General features: G+C 56.4%; 25 protein-coding genes and 1 pseudogene. 17 read left to right on the top strand and 9 right to left on the bottom strand.

The window, feature by feature from the left end:
* Window positions 1–102: 102 nt before the first annotated feature.
* Both yedD and fliE read right to left on the bottom strand, forming a co-directional pair.
* Window positions 103–516, bottom strand: a complete 414-nt coding sequence (yedD, locus tag CKK19_RS08235) for a lipoprotein YedD (protein ID WP_063853255.1) — start codon at window positions 514–516, stop codon at window positions 103–105.
* 74 nt (window positions 517–590) lie between these two features.
* Entirely contained in the window at window positions 591–905 is a 315-nt protein-coding gene (gene fliE, locus CKK19_RS08240) for a flagellar hook-basal body complex protein FliE (protein WP_032624020.1), read from the bottom strand.
* 228 nt (window positions 906–1,133) lie between these two features.
* Between fliE and fliF the strand changes: the two genes are divergently transcribed.
* From fliF to rcsA, 14 genes and pseudogenes are all read left to right on the top strand, one after another.
* The gene (fliF, locus tag CKK19_RS08245) at window positions 1,134–2,816 is read left to right on the top strand and encodes a flagellar basal-body MS-ring/collar protein FliF (protein WP_022648549.1); all 1,683 of its coding nucleotides are present in this window, start codon (window positions 1,134–1,136) and stop codon (window positions 2,814–2,816) included.
* Window positions 2,809–3,807, top strand: a complete 999-nt coding sequence (gene fliG, locus CKK19_RS08250; protein WP_003859608.1) for a flagellar motor switch protein FliG — start codon at window positions 2,809–2,811, stop codon at window positions 3,805–3,807. The genes fliF and fliG overlap by 8 nt, the downstream gene beginning before the upstream one ends.
* Entirely contained in the window at window positions 3,800–4,507 is a 708-nt protein-coding gene (gene fliH, locus CKK19_RS08255) for a flagellar assembly protein FliH (protein ID WP_022648550.1), read from the top strand. The genes fliG and fliH overlap by 8 nt, the downstream gene beginning before the upstream one ends.
* Window positions 4,507–5,877, top strand: coding sequence for a flagellar protein export ATPase FliI (fliI, locus tag CKK19_RS08260; RefSeq protein WP_032624018.1), 1,371 nt, complete (start codon window positions 4,507–4,509; stop codon window positions 5,875–5,877). Before fliH ends, fliI begins: the two co-directional genes overlap by 1 nt.
* 21 nt (window positions 5,878–5,898) lie before the next feature.
* Window positions 5,899–6,342, top strand: coding sequence for a flagellar export protein FliJ (fliJ, locus tag CKK19_RS08265; RefSeq protein WP_006811155.1), 444 nt, complete (start codon window positions 5,899–5,901; stop codon window positions 6,340–6,342).
* Entirely contained in the window at window positions 6,339–7,553 is a 1,215-nt protein-coding gene (gene fliK, locus CKK19_RS08270) for a flagellar hook length control protein FliK (RefSeq protein WP_063853256.1), read from the top strand. Before fliJ ends, fliK begins: the two co-directional genes overlap by 4 nt.
* Window positions 7,554–7,659: 106 nt before the next feature.
* Window positions 7,660–8,130, top strand: coding sequence for a flagellar basal body-associated protein FliL (gene fliL, locus CKK19_RS08275; protein WP_003859598.1), 471 nt, complete (start codon window positions 7,660–7,662; stop codon window positions 8,128–8,130).
* Window positions 8,131–8,134: 4 nt separating this feature from the next.
* A complete protein-coding gene (gene fliM, locus CKK19_RS08280; protein ID WP_006811158.1) occupies window positions 8,135–9,139 on the top strand; it encodes a flagellar motor switch protein FliM in 1,005 nt (334 codons plus the stop codon).
* The gene (fliN, locus tag CKK19_RS08285) at window positions 9,136–9,549 is read left to right on the top strand and encodes a flagellar motor switch protein FliN (RefSeq protein ID WP_003859592.1); all 414 of its coding nucleotides are present in this window, start codon (window positions 9,136–9,138) and stop codon (window positions 9,547–9,549) included. Before fliM ends, fliN begins: the two co-directional genes overlap by 4 nt.
* Before the next feature lie 2 nt (window positions 9,550–9,551).
* Window positions 9,552–9,926 carry a flagellar biosynthetic protein FliO gene (fliO, locus tag CKK19_RS08290; RefSeq protein WP_022648553.1) on the top strand — a complete coding sequence of 125 codons (375 nt, stop codon included), beginning with the start codon at window positions 9,552–9,554 and terminating at the stop codon, window positions 9,924–9,926.
* Window positions 9,926–10,663 (top strand): flagellar type III secretion system pore protein FliP, encoded by a 738-nt coding sequence (gene fliP, locus CKK19_RS08295; protein ID WP_022648554.1) that lies wholly within the window; start codon window positions 9,926–9,928, stop codon window positions 10,661–10,663. Before fliO ends, fliP begins: the two co-directional genes overlap by 1 nt.
* Before the next feature lie 10 nt (window positions 10,664–10,673).
* Window positions 10,674–10,943, top strand: coding sequence for a flagellar biosynthesis protein FliQ (gene fliQ, locus CKK19_RS08300; protein ID WP_003859587.1), 270 nt, complete (start codon window positions 10,674–10,676; stop codon window positions 10,941–10,943).
* A gap of 6 nt (window positions 10,944–10,949) precedes the next feature.
* Window positions 10,950–11,742: pseudogene (gene fliR, locus CKK19_RS08305) on the top strand (flagellar biosynthetic protein FliR); the annotation flags it as partial.
* A 290-nt stretch (window positions 11,743–12,032) separates the two neighbouring features.
* Window positions 12,033–12,656, top strand: a complete 624-nt coding sequence (gene rcsA / locus CKK19_RS08310) for a transcriptional regulator RcsA (RefSeq protein WP_022648556.1) — start codon at window positions 12,033–12,035, stop codon at window positions 12,654–12,656.
* Between the two features lie 98 nt (window positions 12,657–12,754).
* Here the strand turns inward: rcsA and dsrB are convergent, their stop codons facing one another.
* A complete protein-coding gene (gene dsrB / locus CKK19_RS08315) occupies window positions 12,755–12,943 on the bottom strand; it encodes a protein DsrB (RefSeq protein ID WP_003859583.1) in 189 nt (62 codons plus the stop codon).
* A gap of 128 nt (window positions 12,944–13,071) precedes the next feature.
* Here dsrB and yodD point away from each other — a divergent pair, with 128 nt between their 5' ends.
* A complete protein-coding gene (gene yodD, locus CKK19_RS08320) occupies window positions 13,072–13,299 on the top strand; it encodes a YodD family peroxide/acid resistance protein (RefSeq protein WP_017383339.1) in 228 nt (75 codons plus the stop codon).
* Between the two features lie 296 nt (window positions 13,300–13,595).
* Window positions 13,596–14,396, top strand: a complete 801-nt coding sequence (locus CKK19_RS08325; RefSeq protein ID WP_063853257.1) for a mannosyl-3-phosphoglycerate phosphatase-related protein — start codon at window positions 13,596–13,598, stop codon at window positions 14,394–14,396.
* On the opposite strand, the gene dgcQ is transcribed toward CKK19_RS08325, so the two are convergent.
* The 3 genes from dgcQ to CKK19_RS08340 all read right to left on the bottom strand — a co-directional run bounded on the left by dgcQ (window position 14,381) and on the right by CKK19_RS08340 (window position 17,340).
* Window positions 14,381–16,081 (bottom strand): cellulose biosynthesis regulator diguanylate cyclase DgcQ, encoded by a 1,701-nt coding sequence (dgcQ, locus tag CKK19_RS08330; protein WP_063853305.1) that lies wholly within the window; start codon window positions 16,079–16,081, stop codon window positions 14,381–14,383. The two genes, CKK19_RS08325 and dgcQ, sit on opposite strands and share 16 nt — an antisense overlap.
* Before the next feature lie 84 nt (window positions 16,082–16,165).
* Window positions 16,166–16,348: a YodC family protein gene (locus CKK19_RS08335; protein WP_022648559.1), complete on the bottom strand. Its 183-nt coding sequence runs from the start codon at window positions 16,346–16,348 to the stop codon at window positions 16,166–16,168.
* 77 nt (window positions 16,349–16,425) lie between these two features.
* Complete coding sequence (locus CKK19_RS08340) at window positions 16,426–17,340, bottom strand: DUF808 family protein (RefSeq protein ID WP_169810600.1); 915 nt, start codon at window positions 17,338–17,340, stop codon at window positions 16,426–16,428.
* Window positions 17,341–17,515: 175 nt separating this feature from the next.
* Here CKK19_RS08340 and yedA point away from each other — a divergent pair, with 175 nt between their 5' ends.
* Window positions 17,516–18,430, top strand: coding sequence for a drug/metabolite exporter YedA (gene yedA, locus CKK19_RS08345; RefSeq protein ID WP_063853259.1), 915 nt, complete (start codon window positions 17,516–17,518; stop codon window positions 18,428–18,430).
* Here the strand turns inward: yedA and CKK19_RS08350 are convergent.
* The 3 genes from CKK19_RS08350 to CKK19_RS08360 are packed head-to-tail and all read right to left on the bottom strand — an operon-like array spanning window position 18,402 to window position 21,052.
* Window positions 18,402–18,893 carry a very short patch repair endonuclease gene (locus CKK19_RS08350; protein ID WP_022648562.1) on the bottom strand — a complete coding sequence of 164 codons (492 nt, stop codon included), beginning with the start codon at window positions 18,891–18,893 and terminating at the stop codon, window positions 18,402–18,404. The genes yedA and CKK19_RS08350 overlap by 29 nt on opposite strands.
* A complete protein-coding gene (locus CKK19_RS08355; RefSeq protein ID WP_154819152.1) occupies window positions 18,874–20,307 on the bottom strand; it encodes a DNA cytosine methyltransferase in 1,434 nt (477 codons plus the stop codon). The genes CKK19_RS08350 and CKK19_RS08355 overlap by 20 nt, the downstream gene beginning before the upstream one ends.
* 43 nt (window positions 20,308–20,350) lie before the next feature.
* Window positions 20,351–21,052 (bottom strand): phosphohydrolase, encoded by a 702-nt coding sequence (locus CKK19_RS08360; RefSeq protein WP_023306528.1) that lies wholly within the window; start codon window positions 21,050–21,052, stop codon window positions 20,351–20,353.
* Window positions 21,053–21,197 lie beyond the last annotated feature (145 nt).

Here is a 21,197-nt window from a genome sequence, read left to right on the forward strand (position 1 = left end):
TCACCCCAGCCCTCTCCCTCCAGGGAGAGGGGGCCGACGGTGAAGGCATTATTTTGTGGAGATCCCTCAGACCACGTGTAGAGGGCGCAAACTCCAAAACGGTTACGGAAGCTTACTCTCCAGCGGATTCTTGCTCAGGTAATCTGCGCATTCCACCGTTGGGCGGTCAACCTTGTATAGTTCCATGCCGTCATACTCCAGCGCCGCCCCATCACGCTCGAGCGGATAGACGTCTCGTTTTTCGGTCACGTTATAATAATCATCTGAACGCAGCATGATCTTACCCGGCACCGCGATAACGCGCTGCCACTGACGGCAGTCCAGGGTATCACCCTCTGGCGTCACCACCAGCGTGGCAATCGCCTCCGGGCTCACCATCGCGCTCTGCGGCCCTTTCGACTGCCAGTAACCTGCCAGATGCGAAGGTGCCGGATGCTTAACCACTTCCTGATAGTTTTCGACCTGAACGCATCCCGCTAACGTCAGCATTGCAGCCACAATTGCTACTTTTTTCATCATCTTTCCTGCATGCGAAGAAAAAAATATTGTGGCATTAAAGCCATCAGGCTGCCAGCGTAAGATTGGAAGGTTTACACCTGCATGCCCATGACTTCCTGGTATGCCGACACCAGCTTGTTACGCACCTGCAACCCCATCTGCAATGACACCGACGCTTTTTGCAGATCGGCCATCACATCGTTGAGCGCCACGCCGGGTTCACCGAGGGTAAATCTCTCAGCCTGGGTACGGGCCGCGTTTTGCTTATCGCTGATCCGGTCCAGCGCCGCATGCAGTTGACCGGCGAAGCTAATGCCCTGCGGCTGGTCAGCCACGCTCTGATTACGGGCGGTCATCGCCGTCGCCTGTAACTGACTGAGTACCCCTTCAATGCCCTGTATAGCCATGACTCTCCCCTGGATGGTTTTTTACGAGGTCAAGACTAACAGCTTGTCAATAAGATAATGGCGGTAAATAGCGTTAAAAAACCAGGTTATTTGACGCATAGAAAATCCCGAATCATCAAATAATGGCAGGGCCATCAGTATGGAACTTTTGTCGTGTTTGCCGACCCGGGAGTCAGTTTTGTTTCTCTACACGAATAACGTAAACCACCAGGATTTAAGAGGTGCGCAATGAGTGCGACAGCAGCATCGACAGCGCCGCAGAATAAATCACTCGAGTGGATGAACCGCCTTCGCGCCAACCCTAAGATCCCGTTGATTGTGGCAGGCGCTGCCGCCATTGCGATCGTTGTCGCGATGGTCTTATGGGCAAAAAGCCCGGATTACCGCACGCTCTACAGCAACCTTTCCGACCAGGATGGCGGTGCCATCGTCACCCAGCTGACCCAGATGAACATCCCGTATCGCTTTGCCGATAACGGCGGTGCGCTTGAAGTGCCGGCAGATAAAGTGCACGAGCTTCGCCTGCGTCTCGCCCAGCAGGGGCTGCCGAAAGGCGGCGCGGTTGGGTTTGAACTGCTGGATCAGGAAAAATTCGGCATCAGCCAGTTCAGCGAGCAGGTTAACTACCAGCGCGCGCTGGAAGGTGAGCTGGCCCGTACGATTGAAACCTTAGGCCCGGTGAAAAGTGCCCGCGTGCACCTGGCGATGCCTAAGCCGTCCCTGTTTGTCCGCGAACAAAAGTCCCCTTCTGCCTCTGTGACGGTTAACCTCGAACCTGGCCGTGCGCTGGATGAAGGGCAGATCAGCGCCGTCACGCACCTGGTCTCCAGTGCGGTAGCCGGTCTGCCGCCGGGTAACGTTACGCTGGTGGATCAGAGCGGTCACCTGCTGACGCAGTCCAACACCGCCGGGCGCGATCTCAACGACGCCCAGCTGAAATACGCTGCCGACGTGGAAGGCCGTCTCCAGCGTCGCATCGAAGCGATTCTGGGCCCGGTGGTGGGCAACAGCAACGTGCATGCGCAGGTCACCGCGCAGATTGATTTCTCGAATAAAGAACAGACCGAAGAGCAGTACGCCCCGAACGGGGATGCTTCTCGCGCCGTGTTACGCTCGCGTCAGATCAATGAGACGGAACAGGTCGGTGGCCAGTATCCTGGTGGTGTGCCGGGTGCGCTCTCTAACCAGCCTGCGCCTGCCAACGCCGCGCCAATCTCCACGCCGCCGGCCAACCCGCAGAACGGTCAGCAAACGAATCAGCAGACGACCTCGACCGCGAACAGTGCCGGCCCGCGTAACAGCAGCCGTAACGAAACGACCAACTACGAAGTCGACCGGACTATCCGCCATACCAAACTGAACACGGGAGATATTCAGCGTCTCTCTGTTGCCGTGGTGGTGAACTACAAAACGCTGCCGGACGGTAAACCGCTGCCGCTCACGGCGGAGCAGATGAAGCAGATCGAAGATTTGACCCGCGAAGCGATGGGTTTCTCTGAAAAACGTGGCGATACCCTCAACGTTGTGAACTCACCGTTCAACCCGGTGGATGAGACCGGTGGCGAACTGCCGTTCTGGCAACAGCAGGCGTTCTTCGATCAGCTGATGTCCGCAGGCCGCTGGCTGCTGGTGCTGATTGTCGCGTGGCTGCTGTGGCGTAAGGGTGTCCGTCCTCAGCTTCAGCGTCGCGCTGAAGCCGAAAAAGCCGCGCTGGAACAGAAGAACGCGCGTCCGGACGAGGAAGAAGCGGTTGAAGTTCGTCTCAGCAAAGATGAACAGATGCAGCAGCGCCGTGCTAACCAGCGTATGGGCGCAGAGGTGATGAGCCAGCGCATTCGCGAAATGTCAGATAACGATCCGCGCGTCGTCGCGCTGGTCATCCGCGGTTGGATGGGTAACGAACATGAGTAATACGCTTACAGGCACCGATAAGAGCGTCATCCTGCTGATGACCATTGGCGAAGATCGCGCGGCGGAGGTGTTTAAACACCTCTCTCAGCGAGAAGTGCAGATCCTCAGCGCGGCGATGGCCAACGTGCGCCAGATCTCCAACAAGCAGCTGACCGAAGTGCTGGCGGAGTTTGAGCAGGAAGCCGAGCAGTTTGCTGCGCTCAACGTCAACGCCAACGAATACCTGCGCTCCGTGCTGGTTAAGGCGCTGGGCGAAGAGCGCGCCGCCAGCCTGCTGGAAGATATTCTCGAAACGCGCGACACCGCCAGCGGGATCGAAACGCTCAACTTTATGGAACCGCAAAGCGCCGCCGATCTTATTCGCGACGAGCACCCGCAGATTATCGCCACCATTCTGGTCCACCTCAAACGGGGCCAGGCGGCCGATATTCTGGCGCTGTTCGACGAGCGCCTGCGCCACGACGTGATGCTGCGTATCGCCACCTTCGGCGGCGTCCAGCCAGCCGCGCTGGCGGAGCTGACCGAAGTGCTGAACAACCTGCTCGACGGCCAGAACCTCAAGCGCAGCAAAATGGGCGGCGTGAGAACGGCAGCGGAAATCATCAACCTGATGAAAACGCAGCAGGAAGAGGCGGTTATTACGGCGGTACGCGAGTTCGACGGCGAACTGGCGCAGAAAATTATCGACGAGATGTTCCTGTTCGAAAACCTGGTCGAAGTGGACGATCGCAGCATCCAGCGCCTGCTTCAGGAAGTGGATTCGGAGTCCCTGCTTATCGCCCTCAAAGGCGCCGAGCAGCCGCTGCGCGAGAAGTTCCTGCGCAACATGTCCCAGCGTGCGGCCGATATCCTGCGCGACGACCTGGCCAACCGTGGCCCGGTGCGTTTGTCTCAGGTGGAGAACGAACAGAAAGCGATCCTGCTTATTGTTCGTCGTCTGGCAGAAACCGGCGAGATGGTGATTGGCAGCGGAGACGACACCTATGTCTGATGAACTGTCGTGGAAGCGCTGGACGCCTGACGACCTCTCCCCTCCCACCGCAGAGTTCACCCCTGCCATAGTGTCGTCCGATGAGGGCGACGCCGGGGCGGGCGTGCCCGAGCTGAGTGAAGAGGAACAGCGCGCCCAGATGCTGGCCCAGATGCAAATGCAGGCGCACGAGCAGGGCTTCAACGCCGGGATGAACGAAGGCCGTCAGACCGGGCACGCACAGGGTTATCAGGAAGGGCTGGCGAAAGGTTTAGAGCAGGGCATTGAGCAGGCGCGCCAGCAGCAGGCGCCGCTGCATGCCCGCATGCAGCAGCTGGTGAGCGAGTTTCAGCACACGCTGGATGCGCTCGACAGCGTGATTGCCTCGCGCCTGATGCAGATGGCGCTGGAGGCGGCCCGTCAGGTGATCGGCCAGACGCCGGTCGTGGATAACGCCGCGCTGATTAAGCAAATCCAGGGGCTGCTCCAGCAGGAGCCGCTGTTCAGCGGCAAACCGCAGCTGCGCGTGCATCCTGATGATTTGCAGCGCGTGGAAGAGAGCCTCGGCGCGACGCTGAGCCTGCACGGCTGGCGGCTGCGCGGCGATCCGTCGCTCCATCACGGAGGCTGTAAGGTCTCGGCGGATGAGGGCGATCTGGATGCCAGTGTCGCGACCCGCTGGCAGGAACTGTGCCGCCTGGCGGCACCGGGAGTCGTCTGATGACCGCTCGCCTTACGCGCTGGCTTAACACGCTCGATAATTTTGAAACGAAGATGGCGCAGCTGCCATCCGTTCGTCGTTATGGACGCCTGACGCGTGCCACCGGTCTGGTCCTGGAAGCCACGGGTCTGCAACTTCCGCTCGGCGCCACCTGCGTGATTGAGCGTCAGGACGGGAGTGAGACGCGTGAAGTGGAAAGTGAAGTGGTCGGGTTTAACGGCCAGCGACTGTTTCTGATGCCCCTTGAGGAAGTGGAAGGGATTTTGCCCGGCGCCCGCGTCTACGCAAAAAACATCAGCGGTGACGGCCTGCAAAGCGGCAAACAGCTCCCGCTCGGTCCGGCGCTGCTGGGCCGCGTGCTGGACGGGAGCGGCAAACCGCTCGATGGCCTGCCCTCCCCTGATACCACCGAAACCGGCGCGCTGATCACCCAACCCTTTAACCCGCTGCAACGCACGCCAATTGAGCACGTACTGGATACCGGCGTGCGGCCGATTAACGCCCTGCTCACCGTGGGACGCGGCCAGCGTATGGGGCTGTTTGCCGGCTCCGGCGTGGGTAAATCGGTCCTGCTCGGCATGATGGCGCGTTATACCCAGGCGGACGTTATCGTCGTCGGCCTGATTGGTGAGCGTGGTCGCGAAGTCAAAGATTTCATCGAAAACATTCTTGGTGCGGAGGGTCGCGCCCGCTCGGTGGTGATCGCCGCCCCGGCGGACGTATCGCCGCTGCTGCGTATGCAGGGTGCCGCCTACGCCACGCGAATCGCGGAAGATTTCCGCGACCGGGGCCAACACGTGCTGCTGATTATGGACTCCCTGACCCGCTACGCGATGGCGCAGCGTGAGATTGCGCTGGCCATCGGCGAGCCGCCCGCCACCAAAGGTTACCCGCCGTCGGTCTTCGCCAAGCTCCCGGCGTTGGTTGAGCGTGCGGGGAATGGCATCAGCGGCGGAGGCTCCATCACCGCGTTCTATACGGTACTGACCGAAGGCGATGACCAGCAGGACCCGATTGCCGATTCTGCGCGCGCGATCCTCGACGGCCATATCGTGCTGTCGCGCCGTCTGGCCGAAGCCGGGCACTACCCGGCGATTGATATTGAAGCGTCGATCAGCCGTGCGATGACGGCCCTGATCACCGAGCAACACTACGCCCGCGTGCGTAACTTCAAACAACTGCTCTCCAGCTTCCAGCGCAACCGCGATCTGGTAAGCGTCGGGGCGTACGCCAAAGGCAGCGATCCGATGCTCGATAAAGCGATTGCCCTGTGGCCGCAGCTGGAGGCATTTCTGCAACAGGGTATTTTTGAACGCGCCGACTGGGAAGATTCCCTCCAGGCACTGGAGCTGATTTTCCCGCAGGTGTAACACAGGTGGAGGGCGAAGGTCATGGCGCAGAACAGCGCGTTATCAACGCTGAAAGATCTGGCTGAAAAAGAAGTTGATGATGCCGCATTGCAACTTGGCGCAATGCGACGCGGGTGCCAGCAGGCTGAAGAACAGTTGAAGATGTTAATCGACTATCAGCATGAATATCGCACCAACCTTAACACCGACATGACGCAGGGCATTGGTAGCCAGCGCTGGATTAACTATCAGCAGTTTATCCAGACGCTGGAAAAGGCGATTGAGCAGCATCGCCAGCAGCTTAACCAGTGGACGCAAAAAGTCGATACCGCGCTGAATTTCTGGCGCGAGAAAAAACAGCGGTTGCAGGCCTGGCAAACCTTACAGGACCGGCAGATTGCAGCCTCGACCCTGGCGGAAAACCGTCTGGATCAGAAAAAAATGGATGAGTTTGCCCAGCGCGCATCAATGAGGAAACCAGAATGATCACACTGCAACAACTGCTGATGACCGACAGCGACCCGTCCGGCGGCACGCTGACCGGAAAAGGCGCTGAGAGCGCGCAAGATTTTCTCTCTCTGCTGGCGGGCGCGCTGACCGAGACCACCGGCAAAGGCAAAGATGCTCCGCTGACGCTGGCCGATCTGAAAGCGGCGGGCAGCAAGCTGTCGACAGCGGCACAGGAAAAAAACGGTGATACCACGCTCCAGGCCAAAATCGCCGAGCTGCTCTCCCGCCAGGAGACCCTGACTGATGAAGATACCGCCGTCTCCCTGCAAAGCCTCGTCTCCGGCCTGAAACCCGCAGCGAATACGGATGCGCTGAAGGCGCTTACCCGGACGGACGCGAAAGCAAATAGCGAGACCACGACTGAAGAAGAGGAGCTGGCCGGGTTAAGCGCGCTGATGGCGATGTTACCGCACCAGCAGACTACCACCCCAATGGCGACGCAGCCAGCAAGCACCGGGGAGGTCGCCCCCCGTGCCGCCCTCCCCTCTGCGCTAGCCCAGACGGACAACGGCCAGCATCAGCCGCTTAGCCATGCGTTAACGGGTCAGGAAAAAACGTCGGTTCAGGACAGCGACACGTCGCTGCCCGCCACGGCAGCCGTTACGCCAGCTGTTGCCGCCGTCGCGGAGAAGCAGGACGTAGTGAGCACGGCGTCGTCTGCCGCCAGCCCAACCGCGACGCTGGCCCCGATCGTTAGTCACCTGGCACCCCCCCAGCCTGCCGCTACCGTTGCGACCGCGCCGGTGTTAAGCCAGCCGCTGGGCACGCACGAATGGCAGCAGAATCTAAGCCAGCACATCACCCTGTTCACCAGACAGGGCCAACAGACCGCAGAGCTACGCCTGCACCCGGAAGATCTGGGTCAGGTGCAAATTTCGCTTAAGCTGGATGACAACCAGGCGCAGTTGCAGATGGTTTCGCCCCACAGCCACGTTCGTGCGGCGCTGGAAGCGGCCCTGCCGATCCTGCGCACGCAGCTTGCGGAAAACGGCATACAGCTTTCCCAAAGCAGCGTCAGCAGCGAAGGCTTTGCCGGGCAGCAGCAATCTTCATCCGGGCAACAACAGCACGCTTCGCGTTCAGGCCAGCATGGCGGGTTTAACGAGGAGAGCGAAGAGTTATTGCCTGCCCCTGCCGCCCTGCAATCCGCCGCGCGCGGCAGCCGTGCCGTAGACATCTTTGCCTAAACGCCAGAGGTAACGTGATTATCCCCGTCTTTTCCACGCTTTGACCTAAGCCGGACACGGGATAATCACCGTATTAAGCTGTACCGAAACAGGAAGCTCGTATCAGATGACAGACTCCGCTATCACCAAAAAAAGCAAGCGTTCCATCTGGATCCCGCTGCTGGTGTTGATTACCCTCGCGGCCTGCGCCACCGCAGGCTACAGTTACTGGCGTATGCAGCAGGAACCCTCCAGCGCAGCCGCCAAAGCTGAAGCGCCGCCTCCACCGGCGCCGGTCTTCTACCCGCTGGATACGTTCACCGTGAACCTCGGCGATGCGGATCGCGTGCTTTACGTGGGCATTACGCTGCGTCTGAAAGATGAAGCGACCCGTGCACGTCTGAACGACTACCTGCCAGAAGTGCGTAGCCGTCTGCTGCTGCTGTTTTCTCGTCAGGATGCCTCCGCGCTCGCCACCGATGTGGGCAAGCAAAAGCTGGTCGATGCGATCAAACAGACGCTGGCGACCCCGCTGGTCAACGGCCAACCTAAGCAGGAAGTCACTGACGTTCTGTATACAGCCTTCATTCTGCGGTAACGACATGGGCGACAGTATTCTTTCTCAGGCAGAAATCGATGCGCTGCTCAATGGCGACAGCGATAAGAGTGACGATCCGAAGCCGGGTCTGACCGGCGACGATAATATTCGTCCCTACGATCCCAATACCCAGCGTCGCGTGGTGCGCGAGCGTTTACAGGCGCTGGAGATCATCAATGAACGTTTCGCACGTCAGTTCCGAATGGGGCTGTTTAACCTGCTGCGTCGTAGCCCGGATATCACCGTCGGTGCGATCCGCATTCAGCCGTATCATGAGTTTGCCCGCAACCTGCCGGTGCCAACCAACCTTAACCTGATCCATCTGAAACCGCTGCGCGGTACCGGCCTGGTGGTGTTCTCGCCAAGCCTGGTATTCATCGCAGTGGACAACCTGTTCGGTGGCGATGGCCGTTTCCCGACCAAAGTGGAAGGCCGCGAGTTTACCCATACCGAACAGCGCGTTATCAACCGCATGCTGAAGCTGGCGCTGGAATCCTACAGCGACGCGTGGAAAGCGATTAACCCTCTGGAAGTGGAGTACGTCCGTTCCGAGATGCAGGTGAAGTTTACCAACATCACCACTTCACCGAATGACATCGTGGTGAACACCCCGTTCCACGTCGAAATCGGCAACCTGACGGGCGAGTTCAACATCTGCCTGCCGTTCAGCATGATTGAACCGCTGCGCGAACTGCTGGTGAACCCGCCGCTGGAGAACTCACGCCATGAAGATCAGAACTGGCGTGAGAACCTGGTGCGCCAGGTTCAGCACTCGCAGCTGGAGCTGGTGGCTAACTTTGCCGACATCTCCATGCGGTTATCGCAGATCCTGAAATTACAACCCGGCGACGTTTTGCCGATAGATAAACCCGACCGCATTATTGCCCATGTGGATGGCGTACCCGTGCTGACAAGCCAGTACGGCACAATTAACGGCCAGTATGCGTTACGCGTTGAGCACTTGATCAACCCGATTTTGAATTCGCTGAATGAGGAACAGCCCAAATGAGTGACATGAACAATCCGTCCGATGAAAACAGCGGAGCACTGGACGATCTGTGGGCTGACGCGTTAAACGAGCAAAAAACGACGCCGACGAAAAGCGCGGCAGACGCGGTCTTCCAGCAGTTAGGCGGCGGCGACGTCAGCGGGACGTTACAGGACATCGACCTGATTATGGACATTCCGGTCAAGCTGACCGTTGAGCTGGGCCGCACCCGCATGACTATTAAAGAGCTGCTGCGCCTGACGCAGGGTTCCGTGGTAGCCCTGGACGGTTTAGCGGGTGAGCCACTGGATATTCTGATCAACGGCTACCTGATTGCACAGGGCGAAGTAGTGGTGGTGGCCGATAAATACGGCGTACGTATCACCGACATCATTACCCCTTCCGAACGTATGCGTCGCCTGAGCCGTTAAGTATGAAAACCCAGGCAACACTGTCCGCGCCCTCCGCCGTACCCGGCTCCCCGCTGCTTCAGGTGAGCGGCGCGCTGTTCGGTATTATTGCCTTTATCCTTATCGCCGCCTGGCTGGCAAAGCGTTTCGGGCTGGCGGGGAAAACGGCCGGCACGCGCGGACTGAAGGTCAGCGCCAGCACCACACTCGGGCCACGCGAGCGCGTGGTCATTGTGGAAGTGGAAGATGCGCGACTGGTGCTGGGCGTGACTGCCTCCAGCATTAACGTTCTTCACACGCTGCCCCCTGCGCCTGTCACGGTGGAGGCTAACGCCCAGGCCCCTGCGGATTTTCAGTCCGTTATGAAGAGTTTGCTCAAGCGTTCCGGGAGATCCTGATGCGCCGTTTGTTATTGCTTACGCTGGCAGGTCTGGGCCTGTTCGCGCCTTCTGTGTATGCGCAGCTGCCGGGGCTGGTTTCCACGCCGCTGGCGAACGGGGGACAAAGCTGGTCCCTCTCCGTGCAGACGCTGGTGTTCATCACCTCGCTGACCTTTATCCCGGCGATCCTGCTGATGATGACCAGTTTCACCCGCATCATCATTGTGTTTGGTCTGCTGCGAAATGCGCTCGGCACGCCGTCCGCGCCGCCCAATCAGGTGCTGCTGGGTTTAGCCCTGTTCCTGACCTTTTTCATTATGTCGCCGGTGATCGACAAGATTTACACCGAGGCGTACCAGCCGTTCAGCGAAGATAAAATTTCCATGCAGGTTGCCCTGGAAAAGGGGGCTCAGCCATTACGTGAATTTATGCTTCGCCAGACGCGCGAAGCGGATTTGGCCCTGTTTGCCCGTCTCGCTAACACGGGCGAGTTACAGGGACCGGAAGCGGTGCCGATGCGCATTCTGCTGCCAGCGTATGTGACCAGTGAGCTGAAAACGGCGTTCCAGATTGGCTTCACCATTTTCATTCCGTTCCTGATTATTGACCTGGTGATCGCCAGCGTCCTGATGGCGCTCGGGATGATGATGGTCCCGCCCGCAACCATTGCCCTGCCCTTTAAGATCATGCTGTTCGTGCTGGTCGACGGCTGGCAGCTGCTGGTCAGCTCGCTGGCGCAGAGTTTCTACAGTTGAGGAGCGCGCAATGACGCCTGAGTCGGTCATGATGATGGGCACGGAAGCGATGAAAGTCGCGATTGCCGTCGCCGCGCCCCTGCTTCTGGTTGCGCTGGTAACCGGTCTGATTATCAGTATTCTTCAGGCCGCCACGCAGATTAACGAAATGACCCTGTCGTTCATCCCGAAGATCATCGCCGTCTTCGTGGCGATTATCGTTGCCGGGCCCTGGATGCTCAATTTGCTGCTGGACTACATGCGCAACCTGTTCACCAATCTGCCTTACATCATCGGCTGACGGACGATGCTGCAATTCACCAGCGATCAGTTTGTTCAGTGGCTCGGGATCTATTTCTGGCCGATGCTGCGCATCATGGCGCTGATCTCCACCGCCCCCATACTCAGTGAAAAGTCGGTGCCTAAACGCATCAAAATTGGGTTGGGCATGGTTATCACCATTATCGTTGCCCCTTCCCTGCCGGCGGTGGATATTCCGATTTTTTCCCCGAATGCGATATGGATTGCCCTGCAACAGGTGATGATTGGCGTGGCGGTCGGGTTTACGATGCAGCTCGCCTTCGCCGCGGTACGAACGGCGGGCGAACTGATCGGTTTGCAGATGGGTCTGTCTTTCGCGACGTTCGTTGACCCGGGCAGCCATCTGAATATGCCCGTGCTGGCGCGTATTATCGACCTGCTGGCGATGCTGTTGTTTCTCTCGTTCAACGGCCACCTGTGGCTCATCTCTATGCTGGTGGACACCTTCCACACGCTGCCGATTGGCGACAACCCGGTGAACAGTAACGCTTTTCTGGCGCTGGTGCGGGCTGCCGGGCTGATCTTCCTCAACGGGCTGATGCTGGCGCTGCCTGTCATAACCCTGTTGCTCACCGTTAACCTCGCATTGGGTTTACTCAACCGAATGGCCCCGCAGCTGTCGGTATTCGTCATCGGCTTTCCGGTGACGTTGACGGTTGGCCTTTTATTAATGTCATTATTGATGCCACTTATCGCCCCCTTCTGCGAGCATTTATTCAGCGAGATATTCAATCTCTTAGCGGATATTGTCAGCGAACTTCCACGCAAATAATAACCCGCAGTGTTTGCAATGTCTTTCTGAGGATATTCCTAAAAATAATCTTGAAAAACATCTACCAGGATATATCTGACGCGGTTTAAATGTTTCTAACCACCTCACAATACTTAATATTTACTTTACTTTAAGATGATTCCTGGCAAATTATACGTAACTTTACGGGATAGTGAGTTCGCCTGAAAGTCTTTGTCATGCTCACAGGTTTTATTAGATTTTTTCCATCCCGTATGGCTGTTTATGAGCTCTCAGGCAGGTGGTGAATTATCGTTACGCATTGAGTGAGGGTATGCCATGTCAACGATCATTATGGATTTATGCAGCTACACCCGGCTAGGGTTAACCGGGTACTTAGCAAGCAGAGGGGTAAGAAAGAGAGACATCAACGATGCACACACCGTTGAAGAACTCGCAGCCGCTTGTGAGACTCACAAGCCCGGCGTGGTGTTTATTAATGAGGACTGTTTCATTCACGACCCCGCTAACAGTCAGCACATTAAGCAGATCATTAATCAGCATCCCAGAACCCTGTTTATTGTTTTTATGGCGATCGCCAATATTCATTTCGATGAGTATTTGTTGGTGCGTAAAAACTTATTAATCAGTTCGAAATCGATTAAACCAGAGTCGCTTGATGACATTCTAGGCGATTATTTGAATAAAGAAGTTAAGAATGTAGGGGCGGTTAACTTACCCACCCTATCATTAAGCAGAACTGAATCAAGTATGCTAAGAATGTGGATGGCTGGACAAGGGACAATTCAGATCTCAGACCAGATGAATATCAAGGCAAAAACAGTATCGTCACACAAAGGAAATATTAAAAGGAAAATTAAAACGCATAATAAGCAAGTGATATACCATGTCGTACGCCTGACAGATAATGTGACGAATGGGATTTTCGTTAATATGCGCTAATTTGCACGGCCATGTTGTACCCTACCTTGATCTCTGGCCTGGCCAGAGATTTTGCTTTTCAGCAGCCGGGCCGGGGAGAAGACGCCCCCGACGCCGCCCTATTCCGCCGTTTCCACAAAGATCCCATCCGGGTGCCCCAGTTCGTTGAAGAACCAGATGCCGAGCGGGTAATCTTCCAGCGACACCAGATACATTGTGCCTTCATTAAACTCTTCTATTGCCAGCACCACGCCCGGGCGGCGCGGCCCACCGTCCGTTTTGACGGTTACCCGATCGTTGACCTTCATACATTCCTCCTGTGGTTTTGAGCCAGTGTAGAACAAATTACCCTGGCTGGCATCGCCGCCTGACGCGAATGGCGTTTTTGTGTGCGGTCTATACTTAGCTGTTGAGACGGTTAAATGAGGAGCCCGCCATGAAGACTGACAAAGAGTACAGCGACACCATTAAGCGTGAGGTGGAAGTGGATGTCGATGCCCTGCTTGCCGCCATTAATGAAATCAGTGAGTCCGAAGTTCATCGCGCGGAGGATAATTCAGACCGTGTCGTGGTCAATGGTCGTGATTACCATACCTACCGTGAACTGGCTGAAGCATTCGAGCTGGATATCCATGACTTTAGTGTCTCGGAAACGAACCGCTAAGGCGAAAAAAATCCCGGTCATGGGGATGACCGGGATCAAACTTGCTTATGCAAGAAGCACTTGTAAATTCGTTACACCAGGAAATCTGATGCAGGTAAGACATTATCCCCAACAGATTTGTCTTACAAGCATATATTCTCTTAGCGAATATTATATTTTATACATGTGAATTTTGGTTATGAGTATAAACATGCGCTGCGTGTGGGTTTATCGGGATCGTTTCCACTTCAACGGGACATCAATGCTGAGTTTTTTTAAGACTTTTCTTAGATGAACATCATTATTCAGGAGACGTTATGCCTTCGCTAAAGGAGACTCTGCTCGTCTTTACCGATCTCGACGGTACGCTGCTGGATTTTCACACTCTCGACTGGCAGCCTGCCGCTTCCTGGCTGAAGAGATTACAGGATGAACAGGTACCAGTCATTCTGTGCAGCAGCAAAACCGCGTCCGAAATGCGTGACATCCAGCAGGAACTTTGCCTTGGCGGGCTGCCCTACATTGCGGAAAACGGCGCGGTGATCCAGCCTGACGTACGGTGGGAAAACGCCGCACGGTTCATCTCAGAAAAGAAGCATGACGATATCCGGCAGTTTATTGCCCGGGTACGCCAGGAGATGCATCTGAAATTCACCACCTTCGACGATGTGGATGAGCGCGTGGTCGCCGAATGGACCGGGCTAAGCCGTCCCCGTGCAGCGCTTGCACGTAAACACGAGGCTTCCGTGACGCTGATCTGGCGTGACAGTGATGAACAAATGAAACGCTTCGCAGCCGAACTGGCCCGGCAGGGGCTGAAGATCGTCCCGGGTGCTCGCTTCTGGCATATTCTGGACACGAGCTGTGGCAAAGACGTGGCGGTGCACTGGCTTGTGGAACAGTATCACCTGCACGACGGATTTGACCCGACAACGCTGGGCCTGGGCGACGGCCCCAATGATGCCCCTCTGCTGGACAGCGTAGCCTTCGCCGTGGTAGTGAAAGGCTTCAACCGGGAGGGGGTCAGCCTTAAGAACAACGATCCCACACGGGTTTATCGCACTCAGCACACCGGACCGGCCGGCTGGCGCGAGGGGCTTGATTACTTTTTAACGTGATCCTGCCAGATGACCCGGTTACGCCCGCGCTGTTTCGCCTCATACAGACGCGCATCGGCGGTGGATTGCAGATTTTCGAAGTGATAATTGCCCTTCTCCTGCGCGCCAGAGACGCCAAACGACGCGCTCACGCGCAGGGTAGTACTTTTCTTAATCAGGATCTCTTTGCTGTCGATACGCTCACGGATCTGCTCTGCAACTTCCGCCGCCTCTTCAAGCGTCATGCCGGGCAGTACCACACAGAACTCTTCGCCGCCGACGCGCCCGGCAATATCTTTAGTGCGCAGGGTACTGGCAATCAGCCCCGCAGCATGGGACAACACCTTATCACCCGCCTGGTGCCCGAACCGGTCATTAATGCTCTTAAAGCAGTCAAGATCGATCTGGATGACAGAGAAAGGCAGCGCCTGCTGTTCACACTGCTTCGCCAGTATTTTCGCCCGCTCAAACAGCGCCCCACGATTATTCAACCGGGTCAGAGGGTCGTGCCAGGCCTGCCATTGCAGCGAATTCTGCAACGAATACATATTACTGACCATGCGCCGGATCACCAGCCATGAGATGAGCAGCATCGCGGTGAACAGCGCCCAAAGCAATGCCAGCACAATACTGATGCTGCCGAAATCGCCGCGCACCCCTTCTTCCAGGGTGTGCACGCGCAGGACGATGCCATCAAAGTGGTCGAGACGCTCCCAGCTGACAAAACGACTCCCCAGGCGAATGCCGCCTTCGGAATCCGATTCTACTGCGTGCGCTATCTGCGCTAGTTCGGGCGCGTCAAAATAATTAACGTCCGCAGCAGATGATCCAGACGTCGCAAGCAGGGTGAGACGACTGTCATACAGCTGGTATTCCCCTTCCGGGTTATCGCCTACGGCCTCCACCAGCAGACGACGCAGGGTGGCAAAGGTGAAATCCATCGCCACCACACCATACCAGACGTGATTGTAATAAACAGGCACACTGGCGGTGATCAGCGGCTTTTTGCCCACAAAGGAGGAAGGAGGCGAGATAAACCAGCGCACGGCACGCGCACGGTTCTCACGCTCGGACTGTTGGGTAAACCAGGGCTGAGTGACCAGATGGTAGTAACGCTGCACGATATCGCTGGCATTTTCCGGCGTATCCGTTTCCAGAAAGAATCCGGCGCGAGAGACATAAATCACGCGCTCTTCGTTGCCGGAAGAACTGGATGCCAGACGCAATAAATACCCCACTTCAAGCGCGGCGGACAGTTCATTATCAAGAAACTCATCATCGCGATTCAGAAGGGTGGTCTTTTCAACGAAGGCATCCGACACACCGTTGATCGGCAATGTGCGCTGTTTATCAACCTCAATTTGCCAGGTGGGGGATGCGCGCAAACGGGCAAAACGCTTTACCGCATCATGCAGCACGCCAAACGCCAGCGGCGTTTCCAGCGCATCACGCATGCTGTGGCGAAAAAACAGCATTTTATCGACGCTGAACTGGAGTTGTCTGTCCAGCGCACTGGCAACCGTTTCCAGATGGTTACGCTGACTGGAGATATAGGCATCTTCCAGTACCACAACTTCGCGCCAGGTCAGGAGGGTGGAAAAGATCAGGACAACGATAAAACAGAGGTTAACAACCAAACGGGGATTGCTACGCTTATGCAGCCACTGCAAAAAAGATTGTTTTACAACAAAGGTATTGTGCTGCACACGCACTCCCTGAGTGTCGCTCACCATCCGATATGATAAGTCTTCTGCCAGTAAAAACGCCCGGCAAGGCCGGGCGTTGTGTGATTAAGCCTTATCGCGTTTTTGCCTTTTATCACCAGGCTGAAGCTCATCTTCACGAAAAGCCTCCCGCTTAATGCCATATCCGTCATGCCACCGACACTCCACCATTCCACTGGAATAACCGGTGACAATCATGCATGGACCACCATTCTTTGGCTTAACTTCATCACTGACCAAAAAGACCATACCTGCCTCCTGTATCAGGGTGAAACGTTTTCAATTTAGACGAGGAATGGTCTTTTTGCATCCGGGGTCAGCAAAAATTAATGCGATTTTCCGCGTACTTTTTCTACCAGCTTGACCACTGCCACCACAATGACACCTACGATAAAGCCCAACACAAGGTTAAGCAGCGTCGGCAGAATGGCGGCGATCACCGAACCATGTCCCCACGCCAGATGTTCAATTGCATGATGCAGCGAAGCAACGCCGTGCACGATAATACCGCCGCCGACCAGGAACATCGCCAGAGTTCCCACTATCGACAAACTTTTCATCAGCCACGGCGCCAGCACCAGCAGGCTTTTGCCGATAACGCGGGCAATGGCGCTGGATTTTTTTTCCAGCCAGAAGCCGATATCATCCAGCTTGACGATCAGACCGACCAGCCCATACACCCCAACCGTTACAAGAATGGCAATCAACGAAAGCACCATGACCTGATTCATCAGCGGTGCTTCGGATACGATCCCAAGCGTAATCGCCACAATCTCGGCCGAAAGGATGAAGTCAGTACGGATCGCACCTTTGACCTTATCGCGCTCGAACGTTTTTGGATCCTGCGCGGCCAGCGCTTCCAGACGCTGCTGACGCATTTCCGGGGTGTCTTTCTCTTTGCGTGCGGCAAACATATGCAACACTTTTTCGGCACCCTCGAAGCACAGGAACGCCCCGCCAATCATCAGCAATGGCGTAATGGCCCAGGGTATAAAGGCGCTAATGAGAAGCGCCAGCGGAACAAGGATCACCTTGTTAATAAAGGACCCTTTCGCTACGCCCCACACCACCGGCAGCTCACGGTTCGCCCGCACGCCGCTGACCTGCTGCGCGTTAAGTGACAAGTCATCCCCCAGTACCCCGGCGGTTTTTTTCGCCGCCAGTTTCCCCATGACTGAAATGTCATCCAGCAAGGTGGCGATATCGTCCAGTAATGTTAATAAGCTACTTCCTGCCAAAATCTCTATCCTTCTTTTTTTGCTAATTAAGTGAATAGTATGGAACAAAACTCACCGCCCGGAAACAGGCACCTCACGTCAACAAAAATTTCACATTAACAACACAATTAAAGCACTCGCCAGCCCGATAGTTTTGGCGTTAACTATGAGCGAACTTTTTATTTCGTCGTGAGGGACTATGCGTTTTCGGCATTTATTACCGCTCATTGGAGCACTTTTTTCCCTGTATATCATCTGGGGATCCACCTACTTTGTCATTCGTATTGGCGTGGAAAGCTGGCCCCCGCTGATGATGGCCGGTATTCGTTTCCTTACGGCTGGCGTGCTGCTGATGGCGTTTTTATTGCTGCGCGGCCACAAGCTACCGCCGCTGCGTCCCCTGCTTAACGCCGCCCTGATTGGCCTGCTGCTGCTGGCGGTGGGCAATGGCGCAGTAACCGTCGCCGAACACCAGAGCGTGCCGTCGGGCATCGCCGCCGTGGTCGTCGCGACCGTGCCGCTGTTTACGCTCTGCTTTAGTCGTCTGTTCGGGATCCGCACCCGTAAGCTCGAATGGCTGGGCATCGCGATTGGGCTTGTAGGTATTATCATGCTGAACAGCGGCGGAAACCTGAGCGGAAACCCCTGGGCTGCCGTTATGATCATGATCGGCTCGATGAGCTGGGCCTTCGGCTCGGTCTACGGCTCCCGCATTGAGCTGCCCTCCGGGATGATGGCGGGTGCCATTGAAATGCTCGCGGCAGGCATCGTGCTGCTGATTGCCTCGGCGTTGACGGGTGAAAAACTGACGGCAATGCCAGATCTCTCAGGTTTCCTGGCCGTCGGGTATCTGGCCCTGTTTGGCTCGATTATTGCCATCAACGCCTATATGTACCTGATCCGCAACGTCTCACCGGCGGTTGCCACCAGCTACGCCTACGTTAACCCGGTGGTTGCCGTGCTGCTGGGTACCGGTTTTGCGGGCGAAGTGCTGTCGACGATTGAATGGCTGGCGCTGGGCGTGATTGTCTTTGCCGTGGTGCTGGTCACGCTGGGTAAATATTTACTGCCCGCGAAACCGATTGTCACGGCGTGTGAGGTGGAGAAACCGTGATCGGGTGAATGCCCTGGGTATCGATCTGCGCGGCCTGACCGCCGCCGCAGATCCACTCTTCCAGCCGCTCCGTCAGTTCCACGTCATTCAGCTTCATTCTTCCGCGCAGTGCGCACTCCCAGACAATCAGCACCCGCCAGCCTTGGGCGTAAAGCTGCGAAACATCGCGTTTATCACGCTCGACGTTCCTGCCAATCTTCTCCAGCCAGAAGTCGGTGCGTGTCGCCGGGACTTTAAACAGATAGCAGTCGTGATGATGCCAGAAACAGCCGTGGGTAAAGATGATGCATTGATACGCATCGATCACGAAATCAGGACGCCCGGCAAGCGTGGCATCCTGAACCCTGAATTCAAACCCGATGGAGGTCAGGAGGCCAGCGATCCTTTTTTCGATCGCGGTATCACGCGTGCCGATGGCACGCATGTTTTTACTGCGCGTGGCCTTATTGTGAACGTCCGCCATTGACGGCCTCACTCTGACGCAGCTGAACGGCCTTGCTGATGCGTGAGGCCAGCAGTTTTGCGACGGCGGCAAAGGCTGGCACCACCACCGAGTTGCCAAACTGACGATAGGCTTGTGTATCCGACACCGGAATGCGAAAACTGTAGCCCTGCGGCGCCTCAAAGCCCATTAAGCGGGCGCACTCGCGCGGCGTTAAGCGCCGCGGTCGGTGCTGTTGATTCTGAGGGTCGTCGAAATCTTTTTCGCCCAGCGCCTTATCCCAGCCCCGATCGATAAGAATTTCCGCGCCATCTTTGTAATAGCGCGCCGACAGCGTACGCGTCACGCTGTCAGGATTAAGCGGATTGACCATGCCAAACCCAAAGCCATTGCCTTTGGCCTGATGCTTTTTGGCATAGCGATAGAGGTATTTCCACAGCACTGGCGTCAGAATGAATTTCGCATCGACGGCGGGCTCCAGCAGATCGGCCACTGTCGGACGGCGCGCCGGATACAGCGAGGGCAAATCGCGCAGCGTAAAATCGCCTTTCAGATTGAGATCGCGGCGGAATCCCACCAGCACGATGCGTTCGCGGTGCTGTGGCAGGAAGTATTTGCCGTCGATAATTTTCGGATCGTCCGGCCCCATGTCCTCTGCATCCGCCACGTCGTAACCCAGTTCATCCAGCGTTTGCATGATAATGCGGAAGGTTTTGCCGCCGTCATGACTCTTTAAATTCTTGACGTTCTCCAGCACAAAAATTGCCGGGCGGCGGGCATCAATAATCCGGGCAACATCAAAGAACAGTGTGCCCTGCGTATCACAGGCAAAGCCGTGCGCACGTCCCAGCGCGTTCTTTTTCGACACGCCAGCCAGTGAGAACGGCTGACACGGGAAGCCTGCCAGCAGCACATCGTGCGCCGGAATGGTGTTGCGAATGTGCTCAGCGGCTTCTTCGTCGCTGACGCCGGTTTTGTGGCTCAGGGTGACGTCGCGGATGTCGGCATTGAACTGGTGCTCGTCGGGGTCGCAGTACCAGTTCGCCTTATAGGTGCGGACGGCATGTTTGTTCCATTCACTGGTGAACACGCACTGCCCGCCAATAGCTTCAAAGCCATGGCGAATGCCGCCAATACCGGCAAAGAGATCGATAAAGCGAAAGGCATAATTCGGATGCGCAGCAGGCGGGTGCGGCAGCAGGTTACGCAGATAACAGAACTCGCCGTCGCTCAGGCGGTGCCCTGCCCTGTCGCTTATCAGCAGCCGCTTGAGTATTGCCGGGCTCCAGTGGCTCTCGCCATGTGCCACCAGCTGGTTTGCCAGCGTTTTAGCATCATACATTTCCAGCAGCTGACGCAGGAGTGCCTGCACGGCTGCCGTTGATTTCTCAACCCGCTCAGGCGCGGGCACAGTCACTGATCGATTTTCCTGCATTCTCTTAACCGGACAATAAAGACAGAAAACAGAGTACCACAGTTCAGGATCGCACACTGCGACGGAAATGGGTCAATATCTGGCTGTCGGTTCCGAGGTAATCGCCCTGTAATTCGGCACTCAGCTTCGCCATAAACTGGATCAGGAAATCGGCATTGTGACGCGCAAGTTCGCGTCCCCGTGCGGTTTGCATGGTGTCCGGCAGGCGCAGGAGTTTGGTCTGAAAGTGATCGAGCGCGAAAGCTTTATCATCCAGCGCACGCGCCCCGGCAAACGGGTCGTCGGCATCAAACAACGCGGTGCCCAGCGCACCGGACACGGCAAAGACGCGCGCAAGGCCGATGGCGCCTAACGCCTCCAGCCGGTCGGCATCCTGGACCGTTTTGGCCTCCGGGCTTTGCGGCGCGATACCGGCACTGAAGCTGTGCGCTTCAATGGCATGCTCAACGGCCGCATACCGATCGGGCGGAAAATCAGGAAAATCGCGGCTCAGGATCTGGCGCGTTTCTCGCGCTGCCAGCCGCGAGGAGTGACTACGCTGCGGGTGATTTTTCGGCAGGCTGACAATGTCATGGAAGTAGCATGCGGTCAGCACAACCAGCGGATCGCAATCCCCGTCAGCCATAATGGTCTGCGCCGTCATCCAGACGCGGCGAAAATGGGCGATATCGTGCGCCGCATCATCAGTAAAATGATTTTCGTCGAGCCAGCGCTCAAAACGGTGCTGCCACTGCGCAAGTTCCATCATCCCATCCTGTTGCTCAAAAGAGAGTGAATTATAATACACCCGAATCAAAACCCTAAATAAATAGAATTTAGAAATACTTAATAATAATTACCCGCTATATTTTCAATGAATTAATTCACGCGAAAAATAAAGAGATAAAAAG

This window comes from Enterobacter sp. CCUG 70166 (assembly GCF_020224095.1).
Taxonomy (GTDB): Bacteria; Pseudomonadota; Gammaproteobacteria; order Enterobacterales; family Enterobacteriaceae; genus Enterobacter; species Enterobacter intestinihominis.